Below are 18,600 nucleotides of genomic sequence, written 5' to 3'. Positions count from 1 at the left end.
TGGGTACCCCTCAATCATTATTTAAAACACTTTCGTTGTCCAATCTTCACAATTCCAAATATCAGTCGCAATTTCACGATAGAAATCTGGTTCGTGGGATACCATTAAGATGCTTCCGCGATATTCCTTTAAAGCACGCTTCAATTCTTCTTTTGCATCTACATCTAAGTGATTGGTAGGTTCATCTAGTATTAATAAATTCGTTTCTGTGTTTAAAATTTTGCACAAGCGAACCTTGGCTTTTTCCCCACCAGAAAGGACTTCAATTTTACTTTCAATATGCTTCGTTGTTAATCCACACTTTGCAAGAGCAGCACGAACTTCCGCCTGATTCATACTTGGGAATTCGCTCCAAATTTCTTCAATACAAGTGTTGTAGTTGGATTCTTTCACTTCTTGTTCGAAGTAACCGATGTGTTGATAATCACCGCGCTCTACTTTACCCGAAAGAGGATTAATCAAGCCGAGAATACTTTTTAAAAGTGTAGACTTACCAATACCGTTTGCCCCAACGAAGGCAATCTTTTGTCCCCGTTCCATTTTCAGATTAAGCGGGCGAGAAAGTGGTTCGTTATAACCGATAACAAGATCCTCCGTCTCGAAAATCCAGCGACTGGCTGCGCGAGCTTCTTTGAATTTAAACTCTGGTTTTGGTTTTTCTTTCCCTAATTCAATAATGTCCATTTTGTCGAGCTTCTTTTGACGAGACATGGCCATATTACGAGTCGCAACACTTGCTTTGTTACGAGCAACAAAATCTTTCAAATTAGCGATTTCTTGTTGTTGACGCTTGTAAGCAGACTCTAGCTGCTGCTTTTTCATTTCATATATTTTTAAGAAGTTATCATAATCGCCAGCGTAGCGATTCAATTCTTGGTTTTCCATGTGGTAAATCAAGTTAACAACACTGTTTAAGAAGGGAATATCATGGGAAATCAAGATAAACGCATTCTCATATTCTTGTAAATAGCGCTTCAGCCATTCGATATGCTGTTCATCCAAGTAGTTTGTAGGCTCATCTAGTAATAGAATTTCAGGCTTTTCTAGTAATAGCTTAGCCAGCAGCACTTTCGTACGCTGCCCACCGCTAAGATCAGCTACATCACGATCTAGTCCGACATCGTCTAAACCAAGACCACGAGCAACTTCCTCGACTTTTGCATTAATTTGATAGAAATCGTTACTATCTAGCGTTTCTTGCAGCTCCCCCACTTCTGCAAGTAATGCATCAATATCAGCGCCTTCATCGCCCATTTTTGCATAAAGTTCATTAATCTCTGTTTCTGCATCAAAAAGATATTGAAAAGCAGTGCTTAGTGCTTCACGCATCGTCGTTCCTTTTTGAAGGACAGCATGCTGATCTAAATAACCAACACGGACTTTTCGTGACCACTCAATTTTTCCTTCATCAGGCTGCAGCTTCCCAGTAACAATATTCATGAAAGTGGATTTACCTTCACCATTTGCTCCAACTAGTCCAACGTGTTCTCCTTTTAAAAGCCGAAAAGACACATCATTAAATATTGCACGATCACCGAAACCGTGACTTAAATTCTTTACGTTTAATACGCTCATTCTTTTAACCCCTTTTCTACTATCACATGTGGATATCATACTTGATTTAGACTGGATTTTCTAACTTGAAATTTATATTGTCTAAAATGCCATTCAATTTGGAAGGTAAGGAAAGTTTACGATTTCTTCATTAATTGGATATGGAATTATTTTTTTGCTTTTTATAATAGGATAAAAATCTATTATACAATATGATAGAAGGTTTTCCCATATGGGAATAGTTGAATAAAAAATGAAATAATTGGTTGATTACTAAAAAGAAATTTAGAGGGTACATTCCATTGAAAGGCGAAAAGATAGAGCGTAAACAGATAATCTGTAATCTGCTTAACTTAAAAAAGTGCAGCCTATTCATACTCTTTGGTAATTTTAAAGGAAAAGAAAGAAATGGTAGAGAATAAATAGATTAGATAAGTAAAGAGAGAGCAGGGAGATGGTATGGAATTCGAGGATTAATGAAATTAGAAATATTCATTTAGGAGATTAATAGGATAAAGATTATATATTTTCGGTGAAACGGGATTCTATACAAAGGGGGGATATAACGGAGAAGCAGAGTTTGCTCCTTCTCTGATTATAGCTGTTAATAGGAAAAAATGAAAACCCTTACTTTGCGGCCGGTTTCATCATAAAAAAGGTTAGAGGAGGAAACGATGAGCAAATTAACTTTTTATAACCCAATTCTAGAACCAGGGGCAGATCCTTGGGTGTATAAAGATAATAATACTTACTATTTTATGGTAACGAAAAGGACAAGACTTGATTTATGGAAGTCACCTACATTAAGTGGAATAGCAAAAGGGAGTTGTAAAACGATTTGGACTGCTCCGAGTGAAGGAATCAATTGTGCTAATATTTGGGCTCCAGAAATTCATCGGATAAATGGGATATGGTATATATATTTCACAGCGAATGACGGAATAGGTGATGATCAATCAAGGAAGATTTTTGTGTTAGAGAATTCCGCGGAAGATCCGTTTAACGGGGATTGGGTAGAGAGGGGGTATGTAAATACAGAGTACCCTGGTTTAGATGGAACGATTTTTGAACATAAAGGTCGACTTTATTTTGTTTATGCTGGATATGGGAACTTTCCTGAGTATGGATCAGCTCTCTATATAGCCGAGATGGAAAATCCGTGGACAATTACTGGTCCGAATATATTATTGTCAAAACCTGAGTATGATTGGGAGAAGCAAGGGGGAATGGCGATTAATGAGGGACCGGTAATGTTAAAGAGAAATAATAAGTTGTTTCTAATCTATTCTGCAAGTACCACTTGGTCAGATGATTATAGTTTAGGGATGTTAACAATCTCAGAGAATGAGGATGTCATGAATCCCCAAATTTGGTTTAAATCTACAGAGCCTGTGTTTAAGAAAAGTATCGAAAATAAGGTATTCGCTCCTGGCCATAACAGTTTTACACAATCCCCTGATGGTACAGAAGATTGGATTGTTTATCATGCTATCTCCGAATCAGAAGGAGGAAGCCAGCGACGAAGTACCCGGATTCAAAAATTCAATTGGAATGCCGATGGTTCTCCTAATTTTGGAATCCCATTATGTACATCAACACTGATTACCGTTCCTTCTGGTGAGTGATAAGGAGGGAACAGAGAAATTCGGGAAGAGGAAGGTCGCTGCAGTGGAAATTTCCAAAAAGATAATGATATTAAAGTGAAGGGTAATAGATGAATTTTTTCGATTGTTTTTAGAAGGAAGCGTTCAGCAAGAAAAAGTGGTCATTCCACTTTATTATTTGGAAAATTGGAGGGGGATTCACCACCCTCCTCCTTGTCGTATGTATGCAATTTAATGTAAAACAATGGAAATGGCACTATATATTAATAACAAGGCCATTATGATATTAAATGGCTTCTGATACTTTGATAACGACTTCTGAAAGATGGAGCCAAATATACTCCAACATATTGAGCTGAGAAATCCGATAATCCCTAAAAATAATGAAAAGATAAAATAACTAAAGTAAGAAGTGTAGTAAGGTAATATAAAGGTTGATACAACTGTAATCCCATACAAGATCCCTTTTGGATTAATAAATTGTATTAAAACACCTATTAAAAAAAGATTTTTGTTCGTCTCGTCATTTTTTTCGTTATTATTGATACCTTTACTGGTAAGTGTTTTATAAGCTAAGTACAGAATATAGCCGACCCCTAAAATAGTTAAAGGTATCTTTATAATAGGCAGGATACTTATAAGCAAAAGATTAAAAATACTACACATCAAGGCTAAAACAAAAAAGCCGGCTGAAACCCCCAGACTGAACTTAATAGTTTTTTTAAATCCATATTTATTAGCAAACGACATTGCCATAAAATTATTTGGACCTGGAGTAAAGCTGCTAACTAATACAAACAAAAGGAATGATAAAAAGGGCATATTTAACCTCCATTTCTACTTGATAGATTGTAATCTATGAAGATTACAATCAGACTGTAAACAAACTTCTGTATTTGGAAATAGAAGATGGAATAGAGTATATTTATTAATCTCTTTGAATCAGGTTCTTACTTTTTGCTCCGGGGTTCGCTTTCCATGGGGCTCGCGTGATCCACGTAACGCCTTTATCCTGCAGGGCATCAAGATGTCTCGCTAATCCACAGAATCCTCACCCCACTATATTCCAAGCAACGCATGAAAATACAATTCTACTTCTCCAATATCTTTTTGTCGACAAACTGAATGTAATCTCTAAAGATTACAATATATCACACTTTTTATATTATACAAAGTAGTGTTTAGTGAATTTTTCTAAATATCAAAATTCGATACAATTTAGGGCTGAATTTTTAGAATTCAGCTTTTTTTAGTAGGAAGTAAATATAAATTTTTTTAAGAAATGGAGCAATGCTGGTTGATAGGAGTTTGTTACTAGTTTGTTATCTAGTTTCAAGAAACATAGAAAGAAGAAGTTTGTCTTTTTAAAGGGTTTATTTTGAATTTATGTTACAAGAAACGCTTTCTTAATTTAAAAAACCTATCCATATGACGACAAATAGCATTAAAATTCTATTTTTTTTGTAAATTCTTTATATTTTTGTAAATGAGTCTTGTTAAGCGATTTATATCATTATACAATGATTCACGGATAGGTTTGTTATATTTTAATAGTAAAAATATAACTTATTATCCGTCGATTAATTGTATAGGTGTTTAGGCCTATGACATTTTATGAGCTACAACTATATTGTCTGAAAAAGGATGTGACAAAGAAACTAGCTAATTTTGCACTGGTACAGTGGATTATGGAAAAGTTATGGGTGGGAAACTGCATATGGAAAACTACTATTCTATTAGGATAATTTTCTAACAGGACAAGGACCTTAGTAGTTCATCTTAAGAAGCTTGTATTTCAAACAAGATAGTCTCCTTTCGAGACGTCCGAATCATGAAGCTAATCTAAAAAATATGAGGAGAAAAAACATGAAAAGAAGAAATAAGAGGAATCTTAGTGTTATTACGATAATTGCTATACTTTTTAGTTTATTCTCACCAGTAGCTAATCTAAATGTAAAGGCTGAAACGGTTGTAGCTACAGATTTGATTATCTCGGAATATATTGAAGGAAGCAGCTTTAATAAGGCGATTGAGTTATATAACGGAACTGGCTCTGATCTTGATTTAAGTCAGTACAGCCTTGGAATTCATACAAATGGTGCCGAGGAAATTTCGCATAAGCTCTCCCTGAACGGCACATTAAAAAATGGTGAGACATATGTTATTTATCATGGTCAAGCCGATGAAAAAATAAAGGCAAAAGGAAATCTAGAAAATTCGACGGTGATTAATTTTAATGGTAACGATCCTCTTGTTCTATTAAAAGGAGAATCTATTATTGATTCCATTGGCCAGGTTGGCTCGAATGCTGATTTTGCTAAAGACGTTACGTTAATTAGAAATAGTGATGTTTTATCAGGTGACAAAAATGTTAAAGACAGTTTTGATCGAAATGTAGAATGGACGAACAAAGGAATTAATTACTTTGATAATCTTGGCATACATACTTTTGGTACAGCTGCTCCTGAAGAGCCTGCAGAACCGGAACCTGCTATTTCGATCGCAGATGCGCGTGAACTTGGCGCTGGCAAAACAGTTACGATAGAAGGAATTGTGACAACAAATTCAGGACTTTGGGGAAGCGAAACTTTTTATATGCAAGATTCCACTGCTGGAATGTATGTATATGCTAGTCCTAAATCTGTTAAGCCAGGAGAGAAAGTAAAAATAACGGGCGTATTGAAGACATATAAAAATGAACTGGAAATCGAACCAGAAAGCCTTGATATCGTGTCTTCAAACAATGATCTGCCAGCAGCACAGTCTGTTACGGAAGTAACTGATTCCACACAAGGTGAATTGCTTACGTTACAAAACGTTACAATTTCTGAAATGACAAAGGATAGCTATGGCACTGCTACATTCCAAGCTGTATTTGAAAGTGGAGAAAAGGTACGTGTTATTCATGATAATCGTACAGGTTCCACTTATGATGACTTAATTAAGCAATACAAAGAAGGAGATAAAGTTCATCTTACCGGAATCGGATCAATTGATGAAACGGGGTATCATCTAAAAACTACTGGTCTTAATAGCTATGATTTAGTGAACAAGCCAGCCGTTTATTCCACACAAACACCAGGGGTAGTTCCAGCTGGTACAAAGGTTGAGTTGAATTCTGGTCTAGAAGATGCTGCTATTTACTACACAACAGATGGTTCTACACCAACTGAAACAAGTGTAAAATACACACAGCCAATCGCTTTAAAAACAGGTGAAACTACGATTAAAGCAATTGCTGTAACAAATGGTACAGTAAGTGATGTATTTAGCTTTACTTTTAAAATTCTAAATACGGAAAATCTCCGTATCCATGATATACAAGGAAAAGGGCATATTTCTGAATATAATGGTTCTTCTGTTACGAACATAACTGGTGTTGTAACCCATGTATTTGGTTCAAGCAGTTTTGTTATGCAGGATGTGGATGGAGCAGATACAGATATCGAAACATCTGAAGCAATTGAAGTATACAAGTCCTCTCATGGGGTTTCTGTTGGAGACAAAGTTTCCGTTAATGGAACTGTTACAGAATATGGTGGAGGAGCTAATCTGTCCAAAACACAAATTACCGCAACGTCCATTACTAAAGATGGAACGGCTGAACTACCTGCTCCACTTATTATTGGGAAAGATATTTTTCCTCCAAACAAAGTAATTGATAATGATGAAATGACATCTTTTGATCCAGATGAAGATGGGATCGACTTTTGGGAATCTCTTGAATATATGCGTGTATCATTCCCAGATGCACTCGTAGTAGGACCTCCCTATTCGAATGATGTACCTATTATTGTGGAAAGCACGACGAATAATACATTAAATAATCAAGGTGGATTAAATATTGCTGAAGACGATTATAATCCAGAAAAAATCTTTTTAGATAATGTGGGAAGTGATTTCCAGCCAGGTGATAAGTTTAATGGTGACGTTGTCGGTGTCGTAACCTATTCAAGTAATGGTTATCAATTATCTGTTAATAAAAACGAATTACCTACTTTAACAAAATCCAATTTAACACAAGAAGTTACTCATATTGTCCCGGCAGAAGATAAATTAACTGTGGCTTCATACAATATTGAGAATTTCTCTAACAATAAAGCAAACACTCCAGATGCCAAAGTAGCTAAAATTGCCAAGTCATTTGTAGAAAACATGAAATCTCCTGATATTATTACGTTAGTAGAGGTTCAGGATAATGATGGAGAAACTGATTCAGGAAATTCTGATGCATCAGAAAGTTATCAACGTTTAATCAATGCAATTGTTGCTGCAGGTGGTCCAGCATATAAATGGATAGACGTGGCTCCTGTAAATAACACAAACGGTGGAGCTCCTGGTGGCAATATTCGTGTTGGTCATCTTTACAACCCTGAATGTGTAACATTGGTTGAAGGAACGAAAGGAAAAGCAACGGAAGCAAATGGTTGGACGGAAACAGGGAACCTTACATTAAACCCAGGTGTTATTAATCCACAAGCATTTACTAACACACGTAAACCACTTGCTGCAGAATTCGAATTTAAAGGTCAGCGTGTTGTAGTAATCGGAAACCATTTGAATTCTAAAGGTGGAGATCAATCTTTATGGGGAGCTAACCAGCCGCCTGTACTGTCTTCTGAAGCAGAGCGCATCAAGCTTGCACAAGAGGTAAACAACTTTATTAAAGAAGGGCTTGCTAAAAACCCTAACTTAAATGTGGTTGTAACTGGAGACATGAATGATTTTGAATTTACACCGGCTCTTAAGGCTTTAAAGGGTGAGATTTTAACAAATATGGTGGAAAAGGTTCCAGCTGAAGATCGTTTCTCCTACTTCTTCCAAGGTAACAACCAAGTACTAGACCATATTTTAGTAACAAATAGATTAGCAAATGTAACAACGGCTGATATGATTCATATTAACGCAAACTTTACGGAAGCAACTGGACAAGCATCTGACCATGATCCAGTAATGATTCAACTTGATTTATCTAATTTACCAGAAGTACCTGATTTAACTATTATGCATACTAATGATATCCACTCTGCTTTGGATAACATACCGAAGACAGTTACTGCTGTAAAAGAAATAAGAGCAGCAAATCCCGATGCCCTTCTCCTTCATGCAGGAGACCAATTTACAGGGACCTTATACTTTAATGAATTCCAAGGAAAAGCTGATTTAGCGATGCTGAACTTGCTTGGCATTGATGCAATGACCTTTGGAAACCATGAATTTGATTTAGGTTCTTCTGTAGAAGGCCATCAGGCGCTAGCTGACTTTATTAAGGGAGCAAACTTCCCATTTGTCAGTGCGAACGTTGACTTTTCAAAAGATGGGAAATTTACTGGACTTCAGAACAAATCGATTGAGTCAAACAGTGAAAACGGAAAGATATATAATGGCATTGTCAAAGAAGTAAATGGAGAGAAAGTTGGGATTTTCGGATTAACGACAGCGGAAACGGCTGACATTTCTAGCCCAGGATCGATTGCTTTTGAAAACTATTTGAAAGAAGCAGAAAAGGCAGTAGAAGCTTTTGAAGAAGCAGGGGTAAATCGAATTGTTGCCTTGACCCATATTGGATATGACGATAATGCAGCAATTGATAATGATTTAATTCTTGCGGAAAAAGTAGAAGGTATTGACGTGATTGTCGGAGGTCATAGCCATACAACATTGGAGAAACCAGTAATAGTAGACGAGGATGAAACACCTACGTTAATTGTTCAAACTGGTAACTCCAACAGTAATCTTGGCGTTTTAAATGTAACTTTTGATGAAAATGATGTAGTGAAGACTTATGACGGTCACTTAGTAGCTATCGGTGCTCAAGAAGAGGATAAAGAAGCTGTTAAAGTATTGGAGCCATTTAAAGAGAAAATTAATCAAGTGGCTAAAACGGAAATCGGCGTGTCATCACCAATTGCATTAGAAAGTCCACGTACGAATGGCGATGATACAAAACCAAGTGTCCGCAAGAATGAAACGATTTTAGGAAACTTGATTACAGATGGAATGCTTGAGAAGTCAAGAACGTTCACTGGTAAAAATATTATTATGGCCCTGCAAAATGGCGGGGGAATCCGTGCAGCAATTGATAAAGGACCAATCACAGTTGGTGAAATAATCACTGTTCTTCCATTTAACAACACATTAGCAACCATGGATGTAACAGGTGCTGAGCTAAAAGAAGCGTTTGAAATTTCTCTAGGTCAGTATCCAGCAGAAAATGGTGGTTTCTTACATGTAGCGGGTGGAAAAGTAGTATATGATGAAACAAAACAATCTGGAGAGCGGATTGTATCTGTTTCCTATTTAAATGAAGCTGGTAAATATGTAGAAGTTCAAGATGATACGATGTACACAATTGCTACAAACGCGTTTACTGCTAAAGGCGGAGACGGCTATGACGTTTTTGCTAAAGCTTATGCAGAAGGCCGTGTTACAGACTTAGGGCTATCTGATTGGGAAAACTTCCGTGACCATTTAATAAGTATTGGAAGTGAAGGAATACCTACTGAAGTAGAAGGAAGAATTATTGATGTGAGTCAAGAGCCGGGTGAAGAACCAGGACAAGGGCCGGGTGAAGAACCAGGACAAGGGCCAGGAGAAGAACCAGGACAAGAGCCGGGTGAAGAGCCAGGACAAGAGCCGGGTGAAGAGCCAGGACAAGAGCCGGGTGAAGAGCCAGGACAAGAGCCGGGTGAAGAGCCAGGACAAGAGCCGGGTGAAGAGCCAGGACAAGGGCCAGGAGAAGAACCAGGACAAGGGCCAGGAGAAGAACCAGGACAAGGGCCAGGAGAAAAACCAGGCAATAAGCCAGGAGAAAAACCTGGTAACTCAAATAAAATAAAAGAAATTAAACCGAAAGTAATAAAGCATGGTAACAAGTATAAGATTAATGACTCAGCTCTTGCAAATATTGCGGATAATGCTGTAGTTGTTATCAAAGTCGATAACAAAATCAATGCAACATTTACATTAACAAAAGAGCAAATCCAAGCTTTACAGAGTGCGGGAGCATCGATTGTAATAAGTAATGGAAATGTAGATGTACAAATCCCTGCTTCCATTCTTCCGTTAGCTGAAAACGTAAATATTAACGTGAAGAAAATGAAAGTAAAAGGTTCTCTTATTGCTTATGACTTTACAATAGAAGCGAATGGAAAAACGCACCATGAATTTGATGATAAAGTGAAACTCACATTCAAAGTTGATCCAAAACAAGTTAAAAACCCTAAAACTGTAAAAGTTTATTATTGGAATGAAAAAGCAAATAAATGGGAATTGATTGGTGGAGAATATAAGAACGGCAAGGTGTCTGTTTATACGGATCACTTCAGTACGTATGGCGTATTTGAAGGACAGCCGCAGTCTTCTAATATTCCAACTCAAGCTAATGAGCTTCCAGATACAGCGACAAACAACTTTAATATTTTAGTTGCAGGGTTTATATTACTTATAGTTGGTATTGGTTTGTATTTTGGGAAGAGAAGAAATTCGAGAACAAATTAATTGGTATTAATCGAGTGATTTTTATCTTCCTTAGCAAAACTAGGTAGAAGGGGAAGAACTCAGAATCCCCTAATATTAGAAAATAAAGAAATAGCGTTTTTTTAAACATTTTCGTTAAGGTATTTAAAAATAAGATAGCTTTGATAAAGAAGATGATCTCCGTGAATAGGGGATCATCTTTTTACTTCTTATTTTTTAATAGAAAATCAGAAACTAAAATTTAACAATAAGTGCGGTTCTTGGAAGTTTTTCCTGATTTCTATAATTTGAATAAAGACTCTATAGATGCTAGCCTCTTTTTTTAGTCATTGGATCTATAGAGTTCATTATTGTGTTATATAGTACTTCTTTATGGGTGTCCCCTTGTTACTTGACCATTTTTAAGAATGTACTCCCCTGATTTAAAGTGATAGTTACTACCTTGATTGTTGTCCCATGAATTATTTCCATTATTAAAAGCAGCTTCAAGACCGTCTGCTGTACCAATATCCAATGTAATCACAAAGTAGCCTGGATAATCGCTTTTGGACATTTGTGTTCCAGGTAATGTACTCCAATGCCCGTCATATGGTGAATAGTGAATCCGAGGTTCATTCCATCCAGTATAATAATAAATGGTTACTTTATTAGTGGACGGAGGTTCCCCTTCTAAAAGTTGTCCATTGTCCACAGTAAAGGTGCCATTTGTAAAAGCGTAATTTTTCCCGTTGTTATTATCCCACTTTCCTTTACCATTGTTAAAGGCTGCATTTATTTTATCGGCCTCTCCTAAGGGAATGGTTGTTACATAGTAAGCTGGAATACTAGATTGCTCCATTTTCTTACCAGGTAGATGTGTCCAATCTCCATCGCCAACTTGATAATGGATGTAAGGATTCTCAACACCTTTATAATAAATCGTTACTTCATTTGTGCGAATCTCTGTTGTTGTAACAGAAATAATATTGCTGCTTTTTGATTTCCCTATATCATTGATGGCTATTACATAATATTCGTATTCTGTCTGTGGACTGACACCAGTATCCTTATAGGAGGTAGTAGATGTTTCTCCAATTTTTTCTGCATCTCGGTATACAGCATAATGAGACACGTTAGCTGATGAAGCTTCCCAATTTAGTGTTACGGAACTAGCATTCACTTCCGTTGCTTTTAAATTTTTTGGAGCTGAAGGGACAACTGGAGTAGTTGGATCACTATCATGCCATTCTCCATCAAACCATCCGCTTGTGCTTCTTATGAATCCAGGCTGATTAGGACCAGGCCACTGATTATTAGGATCCTTAAAAATTACATTCATACTCTCGGTTCCTTTAACGGTATATACATACCAATCATCTTTATAATGCTCCATCTTTGGTGCGTTATTCCAAGAAGGTTCATCAACTTTTGGTTCCGTATCATAATAATAAAGATGAGGTGTACTCCAGTTATCTGGTTTCTTAAAGTAAATAGTTAAGCCATCAATTTTTGTGAAAGTATAGGTTTTCTCTGCTTCTCCATATTGATTTTTGGCCGTTAAGGTAAGAATAATTTCATCCCCAACCGCGGTATCTGCACCCAATGAGATGGTTTTCCCTTTTGTATATGCAACTGGCTCTCCCTCGTTAATTTTATAAAATGCTTCTTCAACATTTTGATAATCCAAGGTTACATCAACTGTGTCGTCATAGAATGTACCACCAGGCGGATTAGCAGAGACTTTCGGCAATGGAGCGATTTTTTTATAAGTATACTCTTTTGCAACAGGACCTGAGTCATTTTCGGCATAGAGTTTTAGGACAAGTGTTTCGCCTATTTCTAGAGATTTTCCGATCGATAATTTATCTCCATCAACAAATGCAGTACCATTTTCACTAGGATCAGATTCATCTACTGTGTAGTAGCCTTCGGCTGTATTTTTTAAACTAAAGGATATTTCCAACTCTTCTGTATCAAATTCACTACTATTAGGAGTTACGGAAATGGATGGAAGAGCCTCTCCTTCGCGTTCTATTAATAAAACACCGTTCTTATGTGGTGTAAACGTAACCTTTCCGTTGTGAACAGTAGTTGTATTGCCTGTATAGAAATCTTTCAGTTTATCTCCATCATTAAATACAGATGAAACGTCAATCGTTGTTTTGCCACTAGCTCCTACTGCAACAACAACTCGATCGTCTAATTCATTGCTGCTGAGGGTACGGCTAAATGTATAAGGGCTATTTCCAATTTGCTTATGCTCACCTGCACCAATTGCCTGGTGTCTATTTCTAAACTGCCCCATTTTTTGCCAATGAGTGAGAACTTGTTCGTTAATTGAATCCCAATTCATGGAGGATCTTGTTCCCTGATTAGGATCCGACCCTGTTGGACCGAATGGTCGGGCTGTTTCATCTCCATAAAATATTTGAATACCACCAGGTAATAACATTAAATAAGTTCCACCATCAATTAATCGATCTCTAGGATAAAGCGATGTATCATGTTGAGATAGATAGCTCAGTACATTGAAATCTGGATCGGTATTGATTTTGCTTGCATAATGTGAAAACGTATCTTCCATTGATGCTAGATTGTATGCTGGACCATTTGCACCTTCTCCTTGGAAGGTAAAATTAATAATAGAGTCAAAACCATTGTAAAAATACTCACTTTTTCCTACTCCGTGTCCCCAAACTTCACCTGTCATCCAAAAATCATCATCCCATTGCGCACCAGGGGCATCTGGATTATTGGCCCGCCATTTCCAAAGTGCATCATTGGCTTCTTCTTTTAGTTGTTTCCACCGGTGGATTTCTACATGTTTGGCTGTATCAACTCTAAATCCGTCAATTCCGAACTCTTCTACCCATGAGGATAACCATTTAGTGATGTAATCAGCAGGGGCAACTCCCAAATTTTTACGTAAATCTTTTGCAGCTGGAACAATCCAAGAATCGTATGATCCATTTTGCTCCTTATTCCATTTATTTTTTAATAAGTTAGGTAGACCTAAGTCTTGCGTAACATCTGTACGGAAATCAGGAAGTCCAGAAAGACACATATTTTTATCATCATTCCCACATTGAGTATAGCCGCCAATCCCAGCTTTTACCCAATCTCCCCACCAATTTTTCCATGCATTCGCATCGTCATAATTGATATAATTATGAACATCATGCCAGGATTGTCCAGAACCTGGTGTCCAAGTTTCAGGTACCCCTGGATTACCAAAATTGTATTCATGCATATCTTTAATAGTATTATATCCAGCATGGTTCATTACAACATCCATAATTACTCGAATGCCTCTTTCATGAGCCTTATTAACAAACTCTCTCATTTCATTTACAGTTCCCATGTTTTGGTCTACCATGGTGTAATCTAATGCATAATATCCGTGGTAAGAATAATGAGCGAAATCACCGCTATTACCCCCGCCAACCCAGCCGTGGATCTGTTCATAGGGAGCAGTAATCCATATTGCGTTGATTCCTAAATCTGTAAAGTAACCTTCGTCCAACTTATTTGTAAGCCCTTTCAAATCACCGCCGTGAAAAGTACCGATGTTACTTCCGTTTGCATCTGTTTGCGGTCTTCCATAGGAATTATTATTAGCGGTGTTCCCATCAGCAAAACGGTCTGTCATAGCAAAATAGACTGTTGCATTATCCCAGGAAAAGTCGTTTTCTTCTAAATTAATAGTCTCTGCTTTAACTTGATGTTGTTCATTTGAACCTTGAAACGTTAATCCAGAAAAGATAGTAAGGAAAATTAAGAATAAGTAACTTATTTTTTTGAAAAAAATCATTTGATCCCTCCTATATTTGTAAAAACGTTTGCACCAAGTATTAAAGTTCACCTCCTCATTTTTTAATAAGTATTAAGTTTTAAATATGCAAACGATTTCAATGTTGATACGAGGATATAATAGCATAAATTTATTTAATAATCTTTAATAATAGTAGAAATGAGTAAAAAGTCGGAATAGTAAGAAAAAAGATGGGAAAAAAGCAGTTTACAAGAGATAGTTTTAAGGAGAAGTGGTTAATCTATAATTCCCGATTGCCAAAATGATAATTAGTAAGGTTCATGTTGATAATCTCTTCTATCTCTGTTCTTTTACGCCTGGATAGTTTGCTGAAGATTCCTCATAGATCGTATTATAGCTTTCTTTATCAAAGGCAATCGCTACATGAGGATCTCTTAATCGCTCTGCTTTTCGATCAAAAAATGCACTAAGTTGAATAATAACCATTAAGCCAGGATTGAGTAATATTTGCTTAGTATGGTAATCACTTGTGCTTGTATTATGGTTTTAGCTTATATTGTTTCTATGATTATTTCGCTTAGAATTAAGAAAATATCTGCATATGAACTAATTACAGAATAAAGAAAAACCGTGCAATAAATATAAAGCAATAGGAATTTTATAGGAGTCCTAACTAACCAGCGGGCAATTTAATAACCAGCTCATTATCTTTATTAGAGTGATTTTCTATTCTATCTTAAAGTTTAATTAAGATAAAATCCGACTTTTTGGGAATAGTAATCTTAATGAATGATAAAGGGTGGGCACGATGAAAATAATGAAATATTCCAAGACGCTGTTGATTTTGTCGATGATCGTACCTTGGGTGACGGTACCTTTATTAGGTAAAAATACACTTAAACGATATATAGCTGCAAGCACGTTTATTGCGTTGATGGTGAGATTGACAAATATCGTTGCTAAAAGACGTAAATGGTGGTGGTGGTATGAAAAAATCCATCCAAGAATACCTGGAGACATTCCGTTTATGTTAGGATCCTTTTTTGTGGGTACCATTTGGATATTAAAATGGACATACGGAAAGTTCTTTACTTATATGGGGATCAACATGGTTATTGATTCTATATTTACCTATGTTATTGTACCTTACTTAACTAAATTTGGGATAGCATCGTTGGTGCGATTATCCAAAATGCAGATAATGTATGTGTTTACGGTTTTAGCTTTAATCTTATATGCCTTTCAATTTTTATATGAAAAGATTCAGTTTAATAGATGGAAACTAAAACATAAAGAGTAAACGAGTTTAGCAAGACCAAAACATATAATGGTATAGTAAAACGAATAGAAATGGGATTCATTATGAAGGTTGGAATTTATGGATTTCTGTAATCGTTGATCGGTTCTTTTGGATATTTTATTACTGTATTATACGTGGATATCTAAGTCAGATAATCTCCCTAATTAAATTAAAATTCATTTAGCCCAAGAAGTTGGGTTATTTTTGTTAGAAAGGTTGATTGTTTTAAGGAAAAAGGAAGCAGTATTCATTCCTTTTTTATATGGATATATATTGAATTTATTAGTGGAAGATCCTTTGCGATCTAGAGGTACTATACTTTTTGAGGATAATTATTTATGATTAACACTAGAACTCTACTGAAGGTAGATGAAAAGTATATAGTTGTTTTGAAAATTGGAGGGAAAATCATGGAGAATAATGATATTTTAATTCGTTTAAGATACGCGTTAGAAATAAAAAATAGTGAAATGGCTGAAATTTTTAAGCTTGGGGGAAAAGAGGTATCTGTGCCTGAAGTAGTAAGAATACTGAAGAAGGCAGATGAAGAGGCAGAAAATGATGATCAAATCAAATTGACGAATAGTATGTTAGATTCCTTTCTAAATGGCTTTATTATTTATAAGAGAGGAAAGCAGGAGCCAAAACCAGGACAATCCAGCGCACCTGAATCATCGATAAAAAACAATACGAGTGTTAATAACATTTTATTAAAGAAAGTTAAAATTGCGCTGTCATTAACGACAGAGGATATGATTGATATATTTAAAAAAGCAGGACTAAATGTGTCTAAAGGGGAATTAGGAGCTTTTTTAAGGAAAGAAGGCCATAAAAACTATAAGGTGTGTTTAGATAATTTCGCTAGAAACTTCTTAAAGGGATTAGCTATTAAATATAGAGGATAAGTAAAGGTAGGTGACGATATGCTGCATACCTACTTAGGTGAAACAATCCGTTATGAAATAAAGTATAAAAATCGTACTTCCATTGGAATAACATTAGATGGATATGGAAACATTGAAATCTTGGCTCCCAAAAAGACATCAGACGATTATGTCCATCAAGTACTGGAGCAAAATTGGAACCAAATTCAAACCAGAATAAAAGAAATGCAGACAAGAATGGCAGGCCCGCAGGAAAAGGTATATGAGAATAAGGAGAGATTTCTTTATTTAGGTAATAGCTATCCTATTGACATTATCCAAGATATAACGGTTGTTCAAGAACAGGTGAAATTCGAAGTGGACAAGCTGTGTATCTATATAAAAGAGTATGATAAGAAACAAATAAAAAAATTATTAAAAAGGTATTATTATCAGCGAAGTAAGTCTTTAGTGGAGGAGAGGGTCTCCTTCTATCAAAGTAACTTTAAAACAAAGCCTCGATCCATAAGGATTACGGATAGCAAAACCAATTGGGGCACCTGTGATTCTAATTTTCAATTAACCTTCAATTGGAGGTTAGCGATGGCTCCACTTGAGGTAATTGATTATGTTGTTGTTCATGAAATGTGTCACATGGTTCATCTTAATCATGATCGCTCTTTTTGGAGACTTGTTGGGAAGTTAATGCCTGACTACAAGGAGAAAGAGAAGTGGCTAACTTTATCTAATTGGAAAATGACAGTCTAGTTATATGGAGAGAAAACAGAATTTGACTGGAGCATTAATCCAGTCTTTTTTGAATGACGGAGATTGATAACATAAAAGCAATAATTAATTTCTTATACTTTGGCTGATAAGTTATGTGGTTTGGCTGAAAAGAGCTGAAGTTTGGCTGATAAATCCCAAGTTTGGCTGAAAAGAGCCGAAGTTTGGCTGATAAATCTCGAATTTGGCTGAAAAGAGCTGAAGTTTGGCTGATAAATCTCGAATTTGGCTGAAAAGAGCTGAAGTTTGGCTGATAAATCTCGAATTTGGCTGATAAGCCCTCAACTTTGGCTGATATCCTAAAAAATCGTACCTCACTTTTGCCTATGTCTCAGTTCTTTTTATTAATTTCCTTAAACGATTCAATCATATGCTGCCGAAACTGTCTTGCTACATAAGAATAATGTCTATTTTTTAACCAAGCGAAACCAACCATTTGATAACAATGGGGATTCTTTAGACGAATGATTTTACTATTAGTTAGTTGTTTGCCTAAAAAAGAATATTGAGGGTAAAAGGAAATACCTTGTCCTTCGTCAACAAGCTGCAAAACTATCGATAGTTCCGTTCCTTCAAATACAATATTAGGTGTGAAGCCAGCTTGTATACAACATTGTTCAAACATACTTATAGATTCTAATCCTGATTTATAGCCAATAAATCGTTCATTTTTTACATCTTGTAAATCAATTTCATCTAAGTGTGCTAGTCGATGATTTTTTGGAACGATTAAATCCAACCGTTCTTTTAAGACAGGCAGCCATTCTATATCCGGCCCTGTTATGGGTGTATTGGAAACACATAATTCAATTTCTCCCCGCATTAACCGTTCCTTTGCAATAAAATCAGGTAATATCGATTGTTGAATCCGTACATTTGGTCTTCTTTCATAGAAACGTTTGAATATAGAAGGAAGAATGGTGGAACTCATGACACTAACCGATACTTGATCTTCCTCTATTTCAGCCATTTCTTGAATTGTTTCATGGGCATCTTCTAAGATTCTTAGAGCGTGTTCTACTTCTTTCGCATAAAACTTCCCATAATTATTCAACCGAATATTCTTCCCATTTCTATTGAATAAAGGAACACCTAAATCCTCTTCTAATCTAGCGATTGTTTTGCTTAGTGATGATTGTGAAATATCTAATTGAAGTGCTGCTTGAGACATATGCTCAGTCTTGGCAACAGTGAGAAAGTAGTGTAACTGTAATAATTGCATACGAACCCCTCTTATGAATCATAATAAATATACATATTCCT

Annotated in this window: 10 protein-coding genes; 5 read left to right on the top strand and 5 right to left on the bottom strand. The window is 36.1% G+C overall.

Features of this window, described 5'->3' with window-relative positions; genetic code table 11:
• Positions 1–21: 21 nt before the first annotated feature.
• Positions 22–1,575 (bottom strand): ABC-F family ATP-binding cassette domain-containing protein, encoded by a 1,554-nt coding sequence (locus NSS71_RS21295; protein ID WP_047941682.1) that lies wholly within the window; start codon positions 1,573–1,575, stop codon positions 22–24.
• Positions 1,576–2,228: 653 nt separating this feature from the next.
• On the opposite strand from NSS71_RS21295, the gene NSS71_RS21290 reads away from it, so the two are divergent.
• Entirely contained in the window at positions 2,229–3,179 is a 951-nt protein-coding gene (locus tag NSS71_RS21290; RefSeq protein WP_095259168.1) for a glycoside hydrolase family 43 protein, read from the top strand.
• 210 nt (positions 3,180–3,389) lie between these two features.
• Here the strand turns inward: NSS71_RS21290 and NSS71_RS21285 are convergent, their stop codons facing one another.
• On the bottom strand, positions 3,390–3,980 hold the full coding sequence (locus NSS71_RS21285; RefSeq protein WP_095259169.1) for a LysE family transporter: 591 nt from the start codon (positions 3,978–3,980) through the stop codon (positions 3,390–3,392).
• Between the two features lie 1,044 nt (positions 3,981–5,024).
• Here NSS71_RS21285 and NSS71_RS21280 point away from each other — a divergent pair.
• Positions 5,025–10,658, top strand: coding sequence for a 5'-nucleotidase C-terminal domain-containing protein (locus NSS71_RS21280; protein ID WP_341152022.1), 5,634 nt, complete (start codon positions 5,025–5,027; stop codon positions 10,656–10,658).
• A gap of 349 nt (positions 10,659–11,007) precedes the next feature.
• Here NSS71_RS21280 and NSS71_RS21275 read toward each other — a convergent pair whose 3' ends face one another.
• Positions 11,008–14,427: a carbohydrate binding domain-containing protein gene (locus tag NSS71_RS21275; protein ID WP_341152021.1), complete on the bottom strand. Its 3,420-nt coding sequence runs from the start codon at positions 14,425–14,427 to the stop codon at positions 11,008–11,010.
• A gap of 297 nt (positions 14,428–14,724) precedes the next feature.
• Positions 14,725–14,874, bottom strand: coding sequence for a hypothetical protein (locus tag NSS71_RS21270; RefSeq protein WP_156485502.1), 150 nt, complete (start codon positions 14,872–14,874; stop codon positions 14,725–14,727).
• A gap of 322 nt (positions 14,875–15,196) precedes the next feature.
• Between NSS71_RS21270 and NSS71_RS21265 the strand changes: the two genes are divergently transcribed.
• From NSS71_RS21265 to NSS71_RS21255, 3 genes are all read left to right on the top strand, one after another.
• Positions 15,197–15,688 (top strand): hypothetical protein, encoded by a 492-nt coding sequence (locus NSS71_RS21265; RefSeq protein ID WP_095322547.1) that lies wholly within the window; start codon positions 15,197–15,199, stop codon positions 15,686–15,688.
• A 410-nt stretch (positions 15,689–16,098) separates the two neighbouring features.
• Positions 16,099–16,593, top strand: coding sequence for a YehS family protein (locus NSS71_RS21260; protein ID WP_047941817.1), 495 nt, complete (start codon positions 16,099–16,101; stop codon positions 16,591–16,593).
• A gap of 18 nt (positions 16,594–16,611) precedes the next feature.
• A complete protein-coding gene (locus NSS71_RS21255) occupies positions 16,612–17,319 on the top strand; it encodes a M48 family metallopeptidase (protein ID WP_341152020.1) in 708 nt (235 codons plus the stop codon).
• A gap of 349 nt (positions 17,320–17,668) precedes the next feature.
• Here the strand turns inward: NSS71_RS21255 and NSS71_RS21250 are convergent, their stop codons facing one another.
• A complete protein-coding gene (locus NSS71_RS21250; protein WP_047941678.1) occupies positions 17,669–18,559 on the bottom strand; it encodes a LysR family transcriptional regulator in 891 nt (296 codons plus the stop codon).
• Between the last annotated feature and the right edge of the window lie 41 nt (positions 18,560–18,600).

It is taken from the genome of Niallia sp. FSL W8-0951 (assembly GCF_038006525.1).
Lineage (GTDB): Bacteria > Bacillota > Bacilli > Bacillales > Cytobacillaceae > Niallia > Niallia circulans.
Note: the sequence above shows the minus strand (reverse complement) of the source record. Positions and strands in the feature narration are given on the sequence as shown.

Coding starts and splice junctions, on each gene's coding strand:
- NSS71_RS21295 (WP_047941682.1), bottom strand. CDS start 1,575: ATGAGCGTATTAAACGTAAAGAATTTAAGTCACGGTTTCGGTGATCGT.
- NSS71_RS21265 (WP_095322547.1), top strand. CDS start 15,197: ATGAAAATAATGAAATATTCCAAGACGCTGTTGATTTTGTCGATGATC.
- NSS71_RS21260 (WP_047941817.1), top strand. CDS start 16,099: ATGGAGAATAATGATATTTTAATTCGTTTAAGATACGCGTTAGAAATA.
- NSS71_RS21255 (WP_341152020.1), top strand. CDS start 16,612: ATGCTGCATACCTACTTAGGTGAAACAATCCGTTATGAAATAAAGTAT.
- NSS71_RS21280 (WP_341152022.1), top strand. CDS start 5,025: ATGAAAAGAAGAAATAAGAGGAATCTTAGTGTTATTACGATAATTGCT.
- NSS71_RS21250 (WP_047941678.1), bottom strand. CDS start 18,559: ATGCAATTATTACAGTTACACTACTTTCTCACTGTTGCCAAGACTGAG.
- NSS71_RS21290 (WP_095259168.1), top strand. CDS start 2,229: ATGAGCAAATTAACTTTTTATAACCCAATTCTAGAACCAGGGGCAGAT.
- NSS71_RS21275 (WP_341152021.1), bottom strand. CDS start 14,427: ATGATTTTTTTCAAAAAAATAAGTTACTTATTCTTAATTTTCCTTACT.
- NSS71_RS21285 (WP_095259169.1), bottom strand. CDS start 3,980: ATGCCCTTTTTATCATTCCTTTTGTTTGTATTAGTTAGCAGCTTTACT.
- NSS71_RS21270 (WP_156485502.1), bottom strand. CDS start 14,874: ATGGTTATTATTCAACTTAGTGCATTTTTTGATCGAAAAGCAGAGCGA.